At 41.1% G+C, this 16,885-nt stretch carries 16 protein-coding genes; 12 read left to right on the top strand and 4 right to left on the bottom strand.

The features are described from left to right. The first annotated feature begins 149 nt into the window (after positions 1-149). From COR50_RS16620 to COR50_RS16595, 6 genes are all read left to right on the top strand, one after another. Entirely contained in the window at positions 150-857 is a 708-nt protein-coding gene (locus COR50_RS16620; protein ID WP_098196288.1) for an HmuY family protein, read from the top strand. A gap of 24 nt (positions 858-881) precedes the next feature. Then, positions 882-1,664, top strand: a complete 783-nt coding sequence (locus COR50_RS16615; protein WP_098195028.1) for an HmuY family protein — start codon at positions 882-884, stop codon at positions 1,662-1,664. A gap of 32 nt (positions 1,665-1,696) precedes the next feature. Continuing rightward, positions 1,697-2,464, top strand: coding sequence for a hypothetical protein (locus tag COR50_RS16610; protein WP_098195027.1), 768 nt, complete (start codon positions 1,697-1,699; stop codon positions 2,462-2,464). Positions 2,465-2,481: 17 nt separating this feature from the next. Then, positions 2,482-3,519: a hypothetical protein gene (locus COR50_RS16605; RefSeq protein ID WP_157760928.1), complete on the top strand. Its 1,038-nt coding sequence runs from the start codon at positions 2,482-2,484 to the stop codon at positions 3,517-3,519. Between the two features lie 76 nt (positions 3,520-3,595). Beyond that, positions 3,596-4,309 carry a hypothetical protein gene (locus COR50_RS16600; RefSeq protein ID WP_098195025.1) on the top strand — a complete coding sequence of 238 codons (714 nt, stop codon included), beginning with the start codon at positions 3,596-3,598 and terminating at the stop codon, positions 4,307-4,309. 414 nt (positions 4,310-4,723) lie between these two features. After that, the gene (locus tag COR50_RS16595; protein WP_098195024.1) at positions 4,724-5,473 is read left to right on the top strand and encodes an SDR family NAD(P)-dependent oxidoreductase; all 750 of its coding nucleotides are present in this window, start codon (positions 4,724-4,726) and stop codon (positions 5,471-5,473) included. A gap of 57 nt (positions 5,474-5,530) precedes the next feature. Here COR50_RS16595 and COR50_RS16590 read toward each other — a convergent pair whose 3' ends face one another. Further along, entirely contained in the window at positions 5,531-6,691 is a 1,161-nt protein-coding gene (locus tag COR50_RS16590; protein ID WP_098195023.1) for an FAD-dependent monooxygenase, read from the bottom strand. Between the two features lie 449 nt (positions 6,692-7,140). Between COR50_RS16590 and COR50_RS16585 the strand changes: the two genes are divergently transcribed. Further along, positions 7,141-8,694 (top strand): rhomboid family intramembrane serine protease, encoded by a 1,554-nt coding sequence (locus tag COR50_RS16585; RefSeq protein WP_098195022.1) that lies wholly within the window; start codon positions 7,141-7,143, stop codon positions 8,692-8,694. A gap of 224 nt (positions 8,695-8,918) precedes the next feature. On the opposite strand, the gene COR50_RS16580 is transcribed toward COR50_RS16585, so the two are convergent. Next, on the bottom strand, positions 8,919-9,992 hold the full coding sequence (locus tag COR50_RS16580; protein WP_098195021.1) for an NADH:flavin oxidoreductase/NADH oxidase: 1,074 nt from the start codon (positions 9,990-9,992) through the stop codon (positions 8,919-8,921). A gap of 250 nt (positions 9,993-10,242) precedes the next feature. On the opposite strand from COR50_RS16580, the gene COR50_RS16575 reads away from it, so the two are divergent. After that, positions 10,243-11,529 carry a PepSY-associated TM helix domain-containing protein gene (locus tag COR50_RS16575; RefSeq protein ID WP_098195020.1) on the top strand — a complete coding sequence of 429 codons (1,287 nt, stop codon included), beginning with the start codon at positions 10,243-10,245 and terminating at the stop codon, positions 11,527-11,529. A gap of 97 nt (positions 11,530-11,626) precedes the next feature. On the opposite strand, the gene COR50_RS16570 is transcribed toward COR50_RS16575, so the two are convergent. Then, positions 11,627-12,166 carry a DUF1697 domain-containing protein gene (locus COR50_RS16570; RefSeq protein WP_098195019.1) on the bottom strand — a complete coding sequence of 180 codons (540 nt, stop codon included), beginning with the start codon at positions 12,164-12,166 and terminating at the stop codon, positions 11,627-11,629. Between the two features lie 75 nt (positions 12,167-12,241). On the opposite strand from COR50_RS16570, the gene COR50_RS16565 reads away from it, so the two are divergent. The 3 genes from COR50_RS16565 (at position 12,242) to COR50_RS16555 (ending at position 15,152) form a co-directional block, all read left to right on the top strand. Further along, the gene (locus COR50_RS16565; RefSeq protein ID WP_098195018.1) at positions 12,242-12,814 is read left to right on the top strand and encodes a hypothetical protein; all 573 of its coding nucleotides are present in this window, start codon (positions 12,242-12,244) and stop codon (positions 12,812-12,814) included. A gap of 531 nt (positions 12,815-13,345) precedes the next feature. After that, a complete protein-coding gene (locus COR50_RS16560; protein WP_098195017.1) occupies positions 13,346-14,209 on the top strand; it encodes an alpha/beta hydrolase in 864 nt (287 codons plus the stop codon). A 448-nt stretch (positions 14,210-14,657) separates the two neighbouring features. Further along, positions 14,658-15,152: a hypothetical protein gene (locus COR50_RS16555; RefSeq protein WP_157760926.1), complete on the top strand. Its 495-nt coding sequence runs from the start codon at positions 14,658-14,660 to the stop codon at positions 15,150-15,152. 13 nt (positions 15,153-15,165) lie between these two features. Here the strand turns inward: COR50_RS16555 and COR50_RS16550 are convergent, their stop codons facing one another. Further along, positions 15,166-15,519 carry a YraN family protein gene (locus COR50_RS16550; protein WP_198405677.1) on the bottom strand — a complete coding sequence of 118 codons (354 nt, stop codon included), beginning with the start codon at positions 15,517-15,519 and terminating at the stop codon, positions 15,166-15,168. Positions 15,520-15,581: 62 nt separating this feature from the next. Between COR50_RS16550 and manA the strand changes: the two genes are divergently transcribed. Continuing rightward, the gene (manA, locus tag COR50_RS16545; protein WP_232516200.1) at positions 15,582-16,811 is read left to right on the top strand and encodes a mannose-6-phosphate isomerase, class I; all 1,230 of its coding nucleotides are present in this window, start codon (positions 15,582-15,584) and stop codon (positions 16,809-16,811) included. The last annotated feature ends 74 nt before the right edge of the window (positions 16,812-16,885 follow it).

Genomic DNA, 16,885 nt, shown 5'->3' with positions numbered 1-16,885 from the left:
CCTAAACGGAAAATAAAATCTGCCGCGGTGTTTTTCCCTTCCGGGTTGTTAATTCTCCGAAACTGGTCAATAGTTCGCCTCAATTTTGCAGCATGGAAATCAACCGGATCTTCATTGCTTCCCGTAAACAATTCTCAATATTAAATGATATGAAATATCGGAATCGGACTTACCTGCGGATGTTTTTTTATACCATGATGTTATCTATTGGTTTCGCGGCTTGCTCTAAAAGTGAAACGAAAGATTTGAAGGAAGATGGAACCAGCACGGTCATTTATGATCTGCCCGGCGATACCACTGCGTCCCTCGGAGATGATACAAATGGCAAAGAACAACGCCCTTTTTATACCATCCTGTTTAGTTTTAAAACGCAACAAGTACGTTGGGTTAAGACAGCAGCAGATTCTGCAAGCTATTTAAAAAACCTTGATTGGGATATCGCTTTCAGCAAGGAATATAATTCCTACGTGGTCGTAAACAACGGCGCTATAGCCGGAACACCCGGATATGGCGGCCCCGGCCTGGGAAAGATTCTCATCATAGAAAAGCCGTATGACCAGGTGCTTGAAGCGCCATCAGGCGATCAGTTTGAAAACCAAGGAATCGCAGGTGTAGGATGGGATAGTGGTAACGGCTATGGTTGGTTTTTTTATTCCTTGGATAATCATATTTGCGTGCCGATTAAGAATAGAACCTTCGTTCTCAAAACCGCTACCGGCAAATATGCCAAGCTGGAATTGTTGAATGTTTATAAGGGAAATCCGCCCGTCGTGACTGATCTGTTTTGGCCTGCACCTTACTTTACGTTCCGTTACTTCGTACAGGAAGACGGTAGTAGGGATTTAAAAACGCAGTAAATAGCTTGTACAAATTAGTAGAATATGTTAGATAAAAAATATACTTACTTCCTGCTGCTAGGATTATTAGCTTCCGGTTGGACTTCATGCTCAAAAGATGATACTGGAAATGATGATGCAGTACCCGGTACCACCGATGGGATCCCAACGGGAGTGTATCAAATAGTGAACCTCGTAGCAGATACATCGGCCAGCTCCGGTGGAAATGCAACTTCCCTGTATTATAGCCTGGAAGATAATAAGGTGATCCCGGCTTCACAAAAACAAACGGGAAATTGGGATATCGTATTCTATGGGATCTATAATTCAAGCGTATATCCCAATAACGGGGCCGCGGTTGGTTCCCCGGGCTATGGCGGTCCCGGTAAAGCTAAACTTTACCTCGTGGTAGATCGCCAGTTTGATGCGGCATATTACGATACGTTGAATTTTAAACCAACTACCTTGCCTATTCCCGCTGCCAAATGGAATGAAGCTTTTGACGCGGTAAAAACTGTGCCGGTTTTAGACGATAAGTTTATTACGCGGGATATTGGCCTGGATCATTTTCAAACTGAGTTTGATGGTTGGGGATATTATGATTTTTACGGCAGCTTGTTTCCCGGGAACGAGTTGAAGACGCATGTTGTTTATTCATTGCCCAGGGTAATGATCGTGAAAACACACAAGGGAAATTATGCCAAGTTGATCATCCGCAGTTTATACAAAAATAGCCCGGATAACCCGGATCGCGATGATTCCCCGGGTTATATCAACTTTGTTTACGCGATACAGAAAGATGGGTCAAAGAACCTGGATATTCATTAATCAATCTGCATTAAAATAAAAATTAGACATTCATGAAGACCTATTTTACTAAGTTATCTCTTGGTCTTATAATTTTCGCTAGCGCTTCGTTTTTTACGGCATGTAAGAAAACGGAAACGATCCCCGCACCCTTGGAAGAACAGAACCGTATGACTTCTTACCAGGTTGTAAATGTACAAGGTGACCCGATCATTGGTGCGATCAATGACCAGGATAGCACCGTAACAGTTTATTTGCCTTCTTATAGACAACTCACTTCTTTGCAAGCTGAAATATCAGTTAGCGAGGGCGCTGTTTTGGAAGAAGGCAATTTATTAATTGAAGATCTGATGGCAGTGATACAAGGCGACACAACAGTATATTACCATGTGCAAGCTAAGGAAGAATCTACGCGCAGATATAAACTGGTAATTATAGTGCAGCAGGAACCCTTGGTTTTAGAAGAGATCAGTCCCAATGCCGAAGCGCCGCAGCTTTATACATTAAACCTTAAGAACATTTTCGCAACATTAAATTTCAATATCAACGGCATCGGGTTCGTTTCTAATTACGAGTTGATGAAAGTGGTATTGGTTAATGAAGCAGGGCAGGAATCAACGCCGCTCGGTATTTCTATCATGAACACGACCAATATCAGGAAGATAGGGGTGAACCTTACCTACTTTAATGCGCCCGGACAAGAAATTGATCCCGTATTTGATTGGTTAACGGCAACTGGCCTATATAAAATCAGGGTTTATAATTACGCGCAGGTCGTAACCATGCAAAATCCTATTCAAATTGATGTTCTCAAAAATTAATGTTAAGACCCAGTAGCATGAAGCAATCAGCATATACATATTTATCAATTCCATTGGGACTATTATGCTTGATACTTGTTGTATCAAGTAGTTGTAAGAAAGAGACAGTTTACGCGCCGTCTTCATTAAACAGGATACTGGGCTTCAGCGTGGTAGCCCCCGGTGGAGAAAGTTTGCAAGGTTCTGTTCAAGGAGATTCGATCGTGGTATATTGGCCCAGTTACCTGGCAATACCCGATTCCGTCAGCACGGAAATCGAAGTTTCCGAAGATGCGGTAGTTGAGCCCGGCGCGGGGACAAAAATTGCGTTAAAAACCGGAACAGCTTTCAAAGTAGTGGCTGCCAATAACGAATATAAAACTTACTACTTGAAGTTGGTTGTTAACCAACCGGGAATAGAGTTATACGAACTAAACGGTTTTTCAACGACTAAAGGCGGTGCCGTTAATATCCAGTTATATACCATCCTTAAGTATATTATAGAGGATACGACCGTTACAAAATTCTGGCTTCAAAATGAAGCTGGAGATGCCCTTTCGTTGCCCTGGGATTTTACGGAACAAGGCGGTTCGCGCTTCGTGCAATTGAAAGTGCCAAATGACCCGGCATATAAAGAGGGTGCTTACGCGTTGAAGATTGAAAGCGGAACGGTATCTTATCTAAGCTCTAACGCCATATTCGGCATCTTGTATCCCGGTTCTGCCAAACCTAAAGCAGATAATATCACGGAGCCTATTACCGTAAAAAGAGGGGAGACGATTACTTTCTCCGGTTCCGGTTTCTTTGACATGAAGGAGGCCCGTTTATTTGGATATGATGCGAATTGGAATGAGCAGGAAATCGGGACTTTTACGTTGGAAAACTTTACCGAAACATCCGTGACTTATAAGGTACCCGATAATTTTCCGGCGGGGACTTACGAGTTGGGTGGTTGGGATACCGACGGTATATTTATCCAGTTACGCACGAGCGATTTCATCGGGAACTGGTCTTGGTCCGGCTCGAACAAGGTATACGTAAATATCGATGGCAACACGAGTTTTACAGTAGAATAATTCAACATAATTGTAGCAATCTACCGGGTTTGTACGTACCAACTATTATTTTTTACATTAAAACCCTATTTTGATCATGAAAAATTTGTTTAACAGTTTACCCAAACTTTCATTGTTTGCAGTTGGTGCGGGCATGGTGTTTATAACAGCTTGCTCTAAGAATAATGATATTGTTAGCCCTGCTGCGGAAGCGAGCCTCGTGGCTGGTAAATCCCTGGTATCTCCTTTGGCCGTCATTGCTGATGGAACTACGGAAGATATCAGCGGTCCCGGTGTTACCTCCGGTACCATTAGCCTGGACGGCAGCGTGTATACGGTGGAAAATTTTAAACAAGCCTATTCGACAGATCCCGGTCAACCGGCAGATGGGAATTTTTACTGGCGTTTCTCCGTAAATGAAGCCGGTTCTCCTGCTAATTACGAGATCAAGTTTACCGGTATTGCCACGGGTGATATCACCAGTACCGATTCATTGAAATATATCGATAAGTTATTCTCTTCTGTTGTGGCTGCCGATTGGGCTACCGCCAACGTACCGGATGCCAATACCATCGGCATGAATAGCGTTATCGGTACGGGCGTTCCCTCCGCTGTATCTGCCCTGGCCAATGGAAAAGGTTGGTACGACTATTACTGGAGCGCCGGGCACCTGGTACTTCCTGTAAGTGGACGCGTGTTATTATATAAAAACGGTAGCGTTATAGTAGCCTTCGATATTCAATCTATCTACGAGGATGCGGTTACCGGTGGGGCATTTCCTTATTACCACTTCAGGTATAAAACATTGTAATTCAATATTATATTATAACTATTTGACGATAGTGATTGCTATAATAATGCCCGGTCATTTGGCCGGGATATTTAATTTCCCGGTAATATTTCAAAAATCTTGCAACAATCAGCCAATATTATTGTTTAATCAATGGTTGTAAAATCTCGACGCATACATTTGTTCATTTATCATACTTTTAAGTTAAGAACTGCCGCTCCTTTCCAGGCGCGGTATTTTTGTATGCTCCAGTGTTAACTGGTAAACAATTCCAGTTTTCCATTCAACAAATTCTGCATGGCATTGTTGAGATAGAACGCATCTCGAATTGATTAGGATCATGTGTGATTTTGAGAGTTATCATGATACTAAAATAGGGATGAATGTAATTTTGCAATCGTTAAACACATTTTTTTAATCACTAAAAATGTTATTATGAAAAAATTGGAAAATAAGGTGGTGTTTATCACTGGAGCAAATTCAGGAATCGGTAAAGCTTCTGCCTTGGAAGCTGCTAAAGAAGGCGCTACTGTAGTAGTGGCGGATTTGCCCAGCGCTAATCATGAAGCAACGATGAATGAACTGAAAGCATTGGGAGGTAAATCCTTATTCGTTCCTATTGATGTATCGGATGTTGAAAGTGTGAAAGCTGCTATAGATACAACTGTAAAAACTTTCGGTCGATTAGATATCGCTTTGAATAATGCAGGTATCGGCGCACCGTATTCCGGGATTCATGATATGGATGAAAAGGTTTGGAAGAAGATTATCGATATTAATTTAACGGGGCAGTTTTATTGCGTTAAATATGAATTGCAGCAGTTCCTCAAACAGGGCGGCGGTGTGATTGTAAACCTGGCTTCTTTGGCCGGTTTACTGGCAGAACCCGGTTTGGCTCCATATACTGCCTCCAAGCATGGCGTGTTGGGCTTAACGAAAAATATCGCCGTACAATACGGTGGACAAAATATCCGTGCGAATGCCATTTGCCCGTATTACATTGAAACACCGCTGTTGAATGACTTGCAAGCCAATGTAAAAGAGCAATGGATTGAGCGTACACCGATAAAACGCTTAGGCCGCCCCGAAGAAGTGGCGAAAGCATTTATTTTCTTTGCATCTGAAGATTCCAGCTATTGTAATGGCAGCATTCTCGCGCTGGATGGCGGTATTTTGGCAGGGTAATGAAAAATTTATATTTAGGGTCTAAATAAATAAAAAGTGCTCCATTTGGAGCATTTTTTATAGTTGATCCAGGTATTTCATCGATAACATCTTCATCAATTTTCTATCTACCTGCCCGCTAAAATCAAGCTTCATGCCGAGGAATAAAATTTTCTTTACAAGCGAAGGTTGGTTGGTCAATTGGTTTATGAACCAAGATGTATCCGTGATGAATTTAGTCCGTTGATAACGTATCTTTTCGTATTTATTGAATGCTGTAGTAATAGAACTTTCTGTACTTAAATAATGCGCTAATACGTAAGCATCTTCAATGGCTTGGCAAGCGCCCTGCCCTAAGTTGGGCATGGTGGCATGAGCGGCATCGCCCAACAGTGCCGCATTCCCTTTACTCCAGCCACGGAATGGCTTTACGTCGCATAGATCATCTTTGAAGAATCTTTCTTCGGGAGTTGCCGCGATCAATTCTTTAAAAAATTCCGGGAAGTTTTTACAGATTTCCAGCAATTTATCTTTTTGGAAGCCATTCTTAAATTGGGCTTCATCCTTTTTATATAAAGTGATATAACCGTAAATATCTGCTCCGTTCAGAGGTGCGAAGCCTGCCCGTTTGCCTTTTTCATCGCCCCATATTTCGACCACCCTTGATCGGTCGGTTGATGTATCGCCGTGAGGAACGACGAAGCGCCAACAGGTTTGCCCGCCGAAACGCGGATGAATACCGGGTTGAATAATTCCGCGGCCGGCAGATTTTATACCATCTGCAAATATGACAAAATCGGCAGCAGCGGCGCTGCCGTCTTCGAAAGTTACGCTAACTTCGTTTCCGGTTTGATGAAACGTTTTAAAACATTTACCGGTTTGGATATCTTGAATGGCAAGATGTTCCAACAATTTTTGCTGCAATACTGCCCGGTGAATGGCAATTGCGGGATAATGAAACTGCTCTAGTAGTTTCGCATAACCCAAGGAAGTTAGGGTGTTGTCCTTCTCATCTTTAATAGTTGCGCTATGAATCGGGAATCCACCGCTAATTATAGACTGCTCGATCCCGAGGAGCGCATAAACATGGATCGCGTTACTAGCGAGACTGATACCAGCCCCGGCAGCCTGCAATCGCGGAGCTCTCTCGTATACTTTTACGTTTATGCCTTTCTGTTGTAAAGCTATGGCAGTGGTTAGTCCTCCTATTCCGCCACCGATAATAATTCCGCTTTTCATTAGGGATGTAAAGGTTTAAGATGCAAAATGCTACGTTAAAGTTCGTCAGAGTTTTTGGGATGTATCATGATGGATGTCATGTAGGGGTGAAATTAACAGTTTCTAGATTTCGTATTTAGAATCCCCGGGGAAGACAAGCCCTCGATCATTGTACGGATTTTTTATGCGTAGAACCAGGTAAAGTCTATTGGGGGGCTATGAAAGATAGCTGTTTGTTTTTAAGGGGGGGGATAAGTGCTAATACCCTTGTATTCGGATAATTAAGGTGTATATTTAAGGGTTGCCTTTTATTATAATGATGGCACACTATGACTTGAATAGGTTGATAAGTAAAATTGAAAGCGGCGACACTTTGAAATAACTTATTTTACTGTGATCATACCTACAAATATTTAACTTCAAGTACCATTTTAGGGTAACACAATAATAAAAATTATTATAGGGTAATCATGCATTTACTTGCCGACAAACTGCGACTAATTTACAAACCATTTGTACTAATAGCCACCGGTTTTATTTTGACCTATACATTATTACATTGGGTGTTATTTATCAAGGGAGGAATACCAATCAAAGAGGAAATTGTAAGCTTCTGGTTGCCATTTGGACTTCCTTGGATACCAATTTTGATTTGGTTAAGGCCAAGAATAAAATTGTTACATTTCAATAATGACAACGGTTCATTCTTTTATCAATTATTAGCTTCCCTGGCCATCGCATTTCCGACAATAATCGCACAAGGGTATTTAGTTACCGCTACCGGAAAAATAACCCCGCTAGACAATATAGCTCAAATTTCAAAACATAGTAGAACAAAATATTATTCCCTAAAAGATTATTACGTCGATAAGCAACATATCGCTGTTCAAAGTACCGCTTCCGTGACTGGTAGACACAACGAAGATTTTAATTTACTCATCTATATTATAATGCCTATTTTGGAAAGCGAAAGTGATACAGCGAAATTCGATAACAAATTTTGGCTAGGCAAAAAATATTATAAAAAAATTGGTAATAGTCTTTCAGACCAGGAAAAGGACGAAGAATACAGGGTATTTGCAGAAGAATCGCAAAAGAAATTTAACGAAACTGACTTTGGAAAATTCACTTACTTGGAAGTAATCGGGAATACAGATGACCATGATGAATTTAATAATGCTTTAAAAAAAATAAGGCAAGGCTCAATCGATGATAATATCATTTTTGAAGCAAAAGCAGAGCCTTTTGAAGCAAGAAACGGGAGTAAACTTCCTTGGGTTTTTGGAACATTAGGAATTGGTTTTTTAGCATATTTCATCTTTTTACTATTCTCAAAATTTGAAGAGAGAGAATTGAAAAAATTCAAAAGCGGGAGAATTGCTAAGGATACTACTATAAAGGATACACTTGAATTTTTTATCCCCAAGCCGGGATATTATATAACGCCAATCATTATTATTTTGAATCTTTTGGTTTATACCCTTATGGTTTTCGCTGGACTAGGTTTGGTGTCATTCAAAGGTTCTGACTTATTAAATTGGGGGGCTAATTTTGGGCCATTAACAACCGGTGGCCAATGGTGGCGTTTATTAACAAGTATATTCCTTCATGGTGGATTAATGCACATTTTAGCGAATATGTACGGGCTTATGTTTGTTGGCATTTTTCTAGAACCACTTTTAGGCAAAATGAAATATGCTTTGGTATACTTGATAACAGGGCTTTTAGCCAGCGTTGCAAGTATTTGGTGGTACGATGCAACTATAAGCGTTGGCGCTTCTGGGGCTATATTCGGGCTTTATGGTTTATTTTTAGCGTGCTTACTTTTGAAAATATTTCCACCAGGTATGGGAAAAGCATTTGTAACAAGTACCCTTGTATTTGTCGGTGTTAACTTACTTATGGGATTTACGGGTGGTATTGACAATGCAGCTCATATTGGCGGGCTTCTTAGCGGTTTTTTCATTGGTCTTATTATATCAAGACAACTGAAACAACAAGTAGAAACGACAATAGAATATTAAACTGGGAAGGAATGTTTAAAATCATGAGCTACGAAACTTAGCGAAGGGCTTAGGCTTAAATTAGCTAATGACAAAAGTTGCTCTTGACAAGAGCAGGATTTTCTTAGCTCAATTTTGTCGGTGTATAATGAATAACCAAAACAGTTTTTTGTAGGGTTAAAAGTGTTGTAAGAAAGGAGGAATATCGAGATAAGACTTCAACGAAATTAACCCTCATATCCCCCTCAACCCCTATGTATAGCAGCCCTCTCATACTGCACCGGCCACTTAACATCCGCTCCCAACACGGCAGCCGCCCTTAATGGGAAGTACGGATCTCGCAGTAATTGCCTGGCCAACATAACCATATCGGCTTTGCCTTCAACTATAATACTTTCTGCTTCAGCCGGGGTAGTAATCAACCCTACCGCGCCGGTAAGTATCCCCGTTTTCTCCTTGATAGCTGCTGCCAATGGAACTTGGTAAAGTGGCTCAATAGGAATTTTTGCATTCGGAACATTGGCGCCAGAAGAAACATCGATCAAATCTACACCGGCATTTTTCAATTGTCGTGACAAGTAGATGGAATCCGCGATGCTCCAACCTTCATCTACCCAATCGGTAGCTGAAATCCTAACAAATAAGGGGTAATAACTAGGCCATTCAGTTCTTACCGCCTCCACGATCTCCAGAAGTAAACGGCACCTGTTTTCCAAGTTGCCGCCATATTCATCGTTCCGGATATTAGAAAGGGGAGAGAGAAATTCATGTAATAGGTAACCATGCGCGGCATGGATTTCTATGACCTTAAAACCTGCCGCCATTGCCCGTTTGGTCGCCGCGGCAAAATCATCTTTTATTTTTTTGATCCCGGTTATATCCAGCGCCTTGGGTTTACTCGTATGATCGTTAAAAGGTAAGGGACTCGGCGCAACGGTTTGCCAGCCACCATCTTTTAGATCCAATATTTTCGGCCCGTTAAACGGGATGTCAAAGCCACCTTTTCTGCCGGCATGGGCCAACTGGATACCCGCTACGGCTCCCTGTTCATGGATGAATGTTACGATCTCCTGTAAATCTTCGATATGATCATCATCCCAAATCCCCAGGTCACCGATGGAAATGCGCCCTTCCGGGGAGACGGCGGTCGCCTCGAATATTACGAGCCCGGCGCCGCCAACAGCCCTGCTTCCCAAGTGTACCAAGTGCCATTGGTTGGCATATCCTTCTTTGGCAGAATACATGCACATCGGTGAAACCGCGATCCGGTTTCGAAAAGTAACTTCTTTAATGGTTAATTCACTGAATAATAAAGACATAATACAGGTTTGAATGCCATTTAATAACAATTTGCCATAGAAATTGATTATAATTTAAGAAAAAATCATTTTTCCGTTTTGCGTAAACGAAATTCCCGATAGGAGATCGCTAAATAATCGTGGGCCAATAACTTTGAATCCTGTTTGTCGGGTCACAATATTTGAAAATATTTTATAATATGGGAAGGCTGGAACCGGGTAAAATATTTTGTTGCCAGGTTTTTTGTCAAAGATCTAAGGAAGCAGCCATATGAAATTGTTCACACTGAGGAAGGGAACGCATAAAATCCAAAATCCACGGAAAAAGAAAGGGAAGTCATTATTCCGGAAGATTAATGACTGGCTACACTTATGGTTGGGTTTAATTAGCGGTATCGTGGTTTTCGTGGTGAGCATCACGGGTTGTTTATACGCATTCGAGCGGGAGATCAGGAATGTTACGGAACCGTATCAATACGTATCGCCGCAAGATCAGCCATTCTTATTGCCTTCACAGATCGAACCTTTAGCCCGGAAATATAAATATCATTCTGATACAGCTACCGTGAGCTTATACGGAGTACAATTCGGAGATCCGGGGCAAGCTGCCGTAGTAGCTTATAATGACCCAAAGCAAGGTTTTACGATGATCTATATGAATCCGTATAGTGGTAAAATCTTAAAAGAAAAGGTACTCAGCAAGGATTTCTTCAGGATTGTGCTATCCGGACATTATTATTTGTTTTTACCACCTAAAATTGGCCAACCACTGGTAGCTTGGTCCATATTGGTCTTCGTTGTTTTAATGATTACCGGTTTAATAATGTGGTGGCCGAAAAAATGGAATAAGACCAATAGGGATAAGAGTTTCAAAGTTCGTTGGAAAGCTAACTTCAAACGCTTGAATTATGATTTGCATAATGTTTTGGGCTTTTATGTCCTGCTGATTGGGTTGATATTAGCGCTGACCGGCCTTGTTTGGGGCTTTGAATGGTTTGAAAGCTCCGCTTACTTTGTAACTTCCGGCGGACAACGATACGAAAAGTATACTGTACCCGGCTCTGATACTACATTATTGGCAAGTGCTAAAGTAGGGGAACCGGGTGCCCGCTCCCCGCAAGACAGGATTTACCTGCGCTTGATGAAAGAATACCATGGAAGCAAAGGTGTGATGGATGAAGGAAATATACAGATCACGTACCCGTCAACGGCAAAAGAACCTATTACGGTTTACTATAATCCCTCGGGCGATACCTATTATAAACGAGATATCCGCTTTTTTGATCAATATTCATTACAAGAGTTAGTAGGAGGCGGGATTTACAAAAGGAGTTACCAGGAATCCGGTTTTGCGGATAAGTTAAGCCGCATGAATTATGATATTCACGTGGGCGCAATAGCAGGGTTAACCGGTAAGATCATTGCTTTTTTCGCGAGTCTCGTTTGTGCATCGCTACCTGTAACCGGCTTTTATATTTGGTGGGGCAGGAGAAAGAAAAAACATAAAAAATCCATACGATTAAAAATTGCGGGGGAAGCAGAAGGTATAGAAAGCTAAAAGTTGATAGTGCCTGTGCGCGGGAGTTGATATATTGCAAGAACAGGGTGTTTTCAAATGTATTTTTGTCGCCCTGTTCACTTTTATGGTATATGCTTTAGCCTTTCGATAGTAAGCTAGCGATTTTCATTACCGTGTTCCAGTTACGGGTTGTGCCATCAATTTTAAGTATTTTTTCCACGAGCATATTTGTAAATAAACTTTTATCCTTATTTCGTTCACACCGGATATATAATATATCGTCGAGGAAAACGTAAGTATCTACCTCGCTGCTGATGGCAGCTATAGCTTCACGCTGTTTAGCATTGGGAATTTGGGCTAACATCATTACGTACAATTGATGAGTGTCCGGGTTGCGATCCGGAAATGGGTTCTGTTCAATGATATGTTGCATTTGCGCTAGATCCTTCAAAATCGTGATTACGGGGTAACCGAGTTGCTCTTCCAGGAGGTTTTCGATCTTGGTATGAAAATTTTTCTTCTTGGAAGCAGCTATATCGAACATCACATTGCCACTCTGAATATAAGTCTGCACCTGTTGTACCGGTAAGGTTTCAAATATCGTTTTCAGTTCAGCCATTTTAATATTCCGACCACCGACATTAATGGCTCTTAAAAATGCAACAATTCTACTCATAGGATGTTCTTAAAATTGATTTTACCGGGTAAACCGGAATTTTCTTGATCCTGTAAATGTATAAAATTCTATCAAATGGATGTGTATAGCCACGTGAAAACCGTGATGGCCATGATACTCAGTTTGAGCATGGCCTTATTATTAAAAGGTAGTGTCCGTTTTATCCAGCATCCCGGCAGGCTAAAGCCGTACTGGATACATTTAGCATGGGTATTCTATATTTTCCTGATGCTGTTGCATTTTTGGTGGTGGGAATTGCGCTTGAGTAATATCAAGGAATGGTACTTTACGCAGTACCTTTTTATCGTGCTGTTCATCATGCAGTTTTACGTGTTGGCGTCACTGTTATATCCGGATGATTTAAACGATTACCCCGGTGGATATGAATCTTATTTTTACTCGCGCAAAAAATGGTTTTTCTTATTATTATCGATTACTTTTTTGGCCGATTTTGTGGATACGCTGATCAAGGGCTGGGATTATTTTCGTAATTACACTATTGAATACCCGGTACGGAATATTTCACATTTTTTGCTTTGCTTGGTGGCAATGAAAGTTGATAATAAGAAGTTTCATGCTACCCTGGTGATAGCTTTTATAGTGTATGAATTAAGTTATATTTTCCGCTTATTTATGAAGGAAATATAGCGTAGCCTAAATAAAAAAAGCCGCCCCGAGAAGAATCAAGGCGCGGCAGTTTCATCCATTGTTTTTGTTAACCCGCAATAAAGATCATACAAATTTTATTTACAGTTTGTGAAGCGTTCGTTAATGGATAAAAAAAAATTTAAAAATCGCTACCATGGCTGATTTACAAAATAACTACTAGAGTGCATATGGTTAATAATCACTATTTCGCATCAATTTAAGTGGTAAAATGACCCTAAGAGGGCTGTTTTAGGATATTAATATTTTATAATATGTTAAATATTCATTAGCTAATCATAAATCACTATTTATGATGTTTTTTTTATATTTAGAGAAAGCTTGACATTTTACTATATAGTTATCAAGCTAGCAGGCACTAAAGGAGTAGTGGCTTAAAAATTTAAGAAATATTTTACAAGGACTTTTCCAGATTGGAATATAAATTGGTCAATAAATGGAAAGATATTTTTCTTATTGATTCGTTAACGAAAAAGATCGCATTGTTCCGTATTCAATTCCAAACCATATGTTATGCATATAATTGATCAGCCTGTTCTTTCACAAATTATGGCCCCGGGCGGTGTTAATCTTCAAGTCTATACGTGGAAGGTAGCGGATATGCTTCCATTGAAAGCCGGGATAATTATCGTGCACGGTGTTGGGGAGCATTCCCGTAGGTATGATCATGTGGCCGGTTGGTTCCTGGAACTGGGTATAGAAGTCCGGCTTTACGACCAGCGGGGATTTGGCACATCGGGTGGCGCAAGGGGAGATATTCCCGGGAAGATGAGCCTCGTGGAAGATTTACAACTAGTTTTTAATACATATAAACAGGAATTGGAGCAGCGCGGAATTTCGATCCCCCCTTTAGTTTTGGGTCATAGCATGGGTGGTGCAGTTGTTGCGAGCGCTGTAACGGCTGGTTATATTTCTCCCGCCGCGATGATCTTGTCTTCGCCCGGCTTGATTCCTAAAATGGCCGCTTGGCAAAAACTTGCAGTTAAAGTTTCACTGTTTATTAACCCGCATTTGAAAGTTCCGCACGGGTTGGCATTAGATAAAGTAAGCCATGTTGACGCCGTCGTTGAACAGTTAAAATCTGATCCGCTGAATCATGATAAAGTTAGCCCTGCACTTGTCAATTTCATGGTAGAAGAAGGATTGAAATCTATTCACGCGGCAAACCGCGTTAATATCCCTTGCTTGCTATTAGTGGCCGGGGATGATTACCTGGTGAATCCCGATGGTGCGAGGAGGTTCTACCAGAACTTGAAACCGGGAATCGGCATGATGCATGTGTTTGCCGGTAAGTACCATGAAATCTTTAACGAGGATGACGCTACTAGGCAAGAAGCGAAACAATTTATCCAGGAATGGATAAAGCACGTGTTATAACACTTACTTGAGTGTTTTTTCAAATTAAAATCTTATATTGTATTTCGTAAGGATCATTAACAATAAATCATTTTTTTGAAAACCCGTTCGGAGATTGGAATCTAGTGAGAATGTACCCCTTAATAGGTATTGTTATAATTGAAGAATTTAAGAAACTTTATTAAGGGAATCACCGCGATTCCGACGACTGAAATTGCATTAAATCCATACTTTATTGAAACCCGTGCTTGTAAGTAATACGCTGATTAAAATTTTAGTATCGTAGTATTTAGCTATTGCATCCAAGATCTTCCCTGGAATGAAGTAAATATTTGCTGATCAAGGCTCGTATATGTAGTGATGCGATGATTATAATCAATTTGCACCGGGTATTTTTTTAGCAGTATGGCATTCGATGATGCAAAGATCCTTGCATTTCGGCAACCGTTACAGTACAAAAACGTTCGAGATGACCAGATTAACTCAATCTTCTTGCATGCAATTGGCATATGCTTGCTTGACGAATGCGAATGTGAAGATTCCCCCCAAGCAGCACCTTGCTTTTGCTGACATTTTAAATGATGCGATCAAAGCTACATTGATGCCCGGTTCGATAGAACTTAGGGACATGATTGTGCAACCTTTTATCGTAAGCTCTGATGGCACATTGTCAGCAATTTTTAAATGTAAAAGCCGGGAACATTTTTTTGTGAAAAGGGTGGAAATTCCACTGGATTTTTTCCTGGAAGCCACTTATATGGACGGCATTTTATTTATAGTAACACAGCAGAAGAAAAGTAAAGTTTTTATCAGTAAAGAGGGGGGCTTGCGATTTGAATTGTATTCGAAGGAAAAGATCATCCCGATCGTGCCCTTGGAAAAGAAACAGGCCGGTAAACTGATCCGGAAGCTGGATCGTTGGAAGTCTGAACAGAAAAGTAAATTCTATAATAGCACCGGTTAAATAACCATTATTTTTAGCAATAAATATCTTCGAAGTGCATGATTTCCTGTACACCGTGCTTGTTTAATATGATAGCAATTAAGTCGAACCGGATTGCTGCCAGGTTTTTAGCCTCCGTTTCCAAGTATCTTTCCGCCGCTTTGAAAATATGTTCTTGTTTACGGTGATCGTAAGCGAGCTCGGGCGGGCCGAATAAATTATTACCCCTGGTTTTTACTTCTACGAAAATGATGGTTCCCGAACTTTCCACTATTATATCTATTTCGTAACGGCCTTTGCGCCAATTTTTTGCAATGAAAGAATAGTTACCCTTGGATAACAAGTATTCCAACGCGATTTCTTCCCCTTTTTTACCAATATCTAGCACAATGTTATGTATTTAGCTATTTTTACAACCTCTTTTTAAAGTTATACCAAAAATCGCTGATTATGACAATGGGTTCAACAGGATCTTGCATGTACCAACTGAATGGAAAAATCCAACATTATGCTTGGGGTGGGTTTGAATATATTCCCGCGTTATTAGGTCAACCAGCAACCGGGGAACCGGCAGCGGAATATTGGATGGGCGCGCACCGAAGCGCACCTTCAGTTATTGAACGGCCACAGGGAAATATGGATTTGAAATCATTGATCGAATCAGCGCCGGAAAATATTTTGGGGAAAGCTACCTGGGAGAAATTTGCAGAGCTGCCATATCTCTTTAAAATCTTGGATGTAAAAGAAATGTTGTCCATACAGGTACATCCCACTAAGTCGGAAGCAGAAAAAGGTTTTGCCAGGGAAAATGAAGCCGGTATCCCGCTGGATGCGCCGTACAGGAATTATAAGGATGCCAACCATAAACCTGAAATCATGGTGGCATTAAGCCCTTTTTATTTATTACATGGCTTCTTGCCGGAAGCAAAATTGAAATCCGTTTTACAATCGGTGCCGGAATTTGCTGATCTTAGCCCGGTCTTCGAAAAAGAAGGTTATTATGCCCTCTATAAACACGTGATGGAATTGCCGCAAGATAGTGTAAATAAAAAGTTGCAAGCGCTGGTTGACAGGATTGTTCCTTTATATAAAGATAACAAGTTAGACAAGAAAGACCCTGCATTTTGGGCTGCGAGGGCGGTAGTTAATGACCCGCAAAGTAAAGATCGCCTAGATAGGGGGATTTTTTCCATTTACTTTTTCAATATCATGTTTGTACAGCCGGGTCAGGCCGTATTTCAAGATGCCGGCATCCCGCATGCTTACCTGGAAGGCCAGAATGTAGAATTGATGGCTAATTCAGATAATGTACTGCGCGGTGGATTGACTCCCAAGCATATCGATGTACCTGAATTACTGAAGCATACGCGTTTCGAGCCGGTACACCCGGAAGTGTTAAACCCGGTTGTCACCGCCACAAAGGAAGCAATTTATGAGAGCCCGGCCCCGGATTTCGTCGTAAGCCGGATCGAGTTGCAGCCCGGGGAAACATACAAACATACAAGTACGGCAGCAGAGATCCTGATTTCTATTCAAGGTCAGGCTAGCGCCGGCAAGGCAGGGGAGTTATCGCTCTCGAAAGGACATTCCGTGTTCATTGGCTTTGATCAATCTTACAAGATTGATTGTACAGGGGCAGAGACTGTTATAATCTACAAAGCTTCCGTGCCGCTGGTTTAACCGGCATTGCTGTATGTACGCGGATTGTACCGGATTTGGGGGATTGCACTGAAATTGGGAAGGGAAATTGAATT

This window comes from Chitinophaga caeni (assembly GCF_002557795.1).
GTDB lineage: Bacteria > Bacteroidota > Bacteroidia > Chitinophagales > Chitinophagaceae > Chitinophaga > Chitinophaga caeni.
Note: the sequence above shows the minus strand (reverse complement) of the source record. Positions and strands in the feature narration are given on the sequence as shown.

Bases quoted from the DNA above. Each gene is read 5' to 3' on its own strand.
- COR50_RS16600 (WP_098195025.1), top strand. From the start codon at position 3,596: ATGAAAAATTTGTTTAACAGTTTACCCAAACTTTCATTGTTTGCAGTT.
- COR50_RS16590 (WP_098195023.1), bottom strand. From the start codon at position 6,691: ATGAAAAGCGGAATTATTATCGGTGGCGGAATAGGAGGACTAACCACT.
- COR50_RS16585 (WP_098195022.1), top strand. From the start codon at position 7,141: ATGCATTTACTTGCCGACAAACTGCGACTAATTTACAAACCATTTGTA.
- COR50_RS16560 (WP_098195017.1), top strand. From the start codon at position 13,346: ATGCATATAATTGATCAGCCTGTTCTTTCACAAATTATGGCCCCGGGC.
- COR50_RS16580 (WP_098195021.1), bottom strand. From the start codon at position 9,992: ATGTCTTTATTATTCAGTGAATTAACCATTAAAGAAGTTACTTTTCGA.
- COR50_RS16565 (WP_098195018.1), top strand. From the start codon at position 12,242: ATGGATGTGTATAGCCACGTGAAAACCGTGATGGCCATGATACTCAGT.
- COR50_RS16610 (WP_098195027.1), top strand. From the start codon at position 1,697: ATGAAGACCTATTTTACTAAGTTATCTCTTGGTCTTATAATTTTCGCT.
- manA (WP_232516200.1), top strand. From the start codon at position 15,582: ATGACAATGGGTTCAACAGGATCTTGCATGTACCAACTGAATGGAAAA.
- COR50_RS16575 (WP_098195020.1), top strand. From the start codon at position 10,243: ATGAAATTGTTCACACTGAGGAAGGGAACGCATAAAATCCAAAATCCA.
- COR50_RS16615 (WP_098195028.1), top strand. From the start codon at position 882: ATGTTAGATAAAAAATATACTTACTTCCTGCTGCTAGGATTATTAGCT.
- COR50_RS16620 (WP_098196288.1), top strand. From the start codon at position 150: ATGAAATATCGGAATCGGACTTACCTGCGGATGTTTTTTTATACCATG.
- COR50_RS16570 (WP_098195019.1), bottom strand. From the start codon at position 12,166: ATGAGTAGAATTGTTGCATTTTTAAGAGCCATTAATGTCGGTGGTCGG.
- COR50_RS16605 (WP_157760928.1), top strand. From the start codon at position 2,482: ATGAAGCAATCAGCATATACATATTTATCAATTCCATTGGGACTATTA.
- COR50_RS16555 (WP_157760926.1), top strand. From the start codon at position 14,658: ATGACCAGATTAACTCAATCTTCTTGCATGCAATTGGCATATGCTTGC.
- COR50_RS16595 (WP_098195024.1), top strand. From the start codon at position 4,724: ATGAAAAAATTGGAAAATAAGGTGGTGTTTATCACTGGAGCAAATTCA.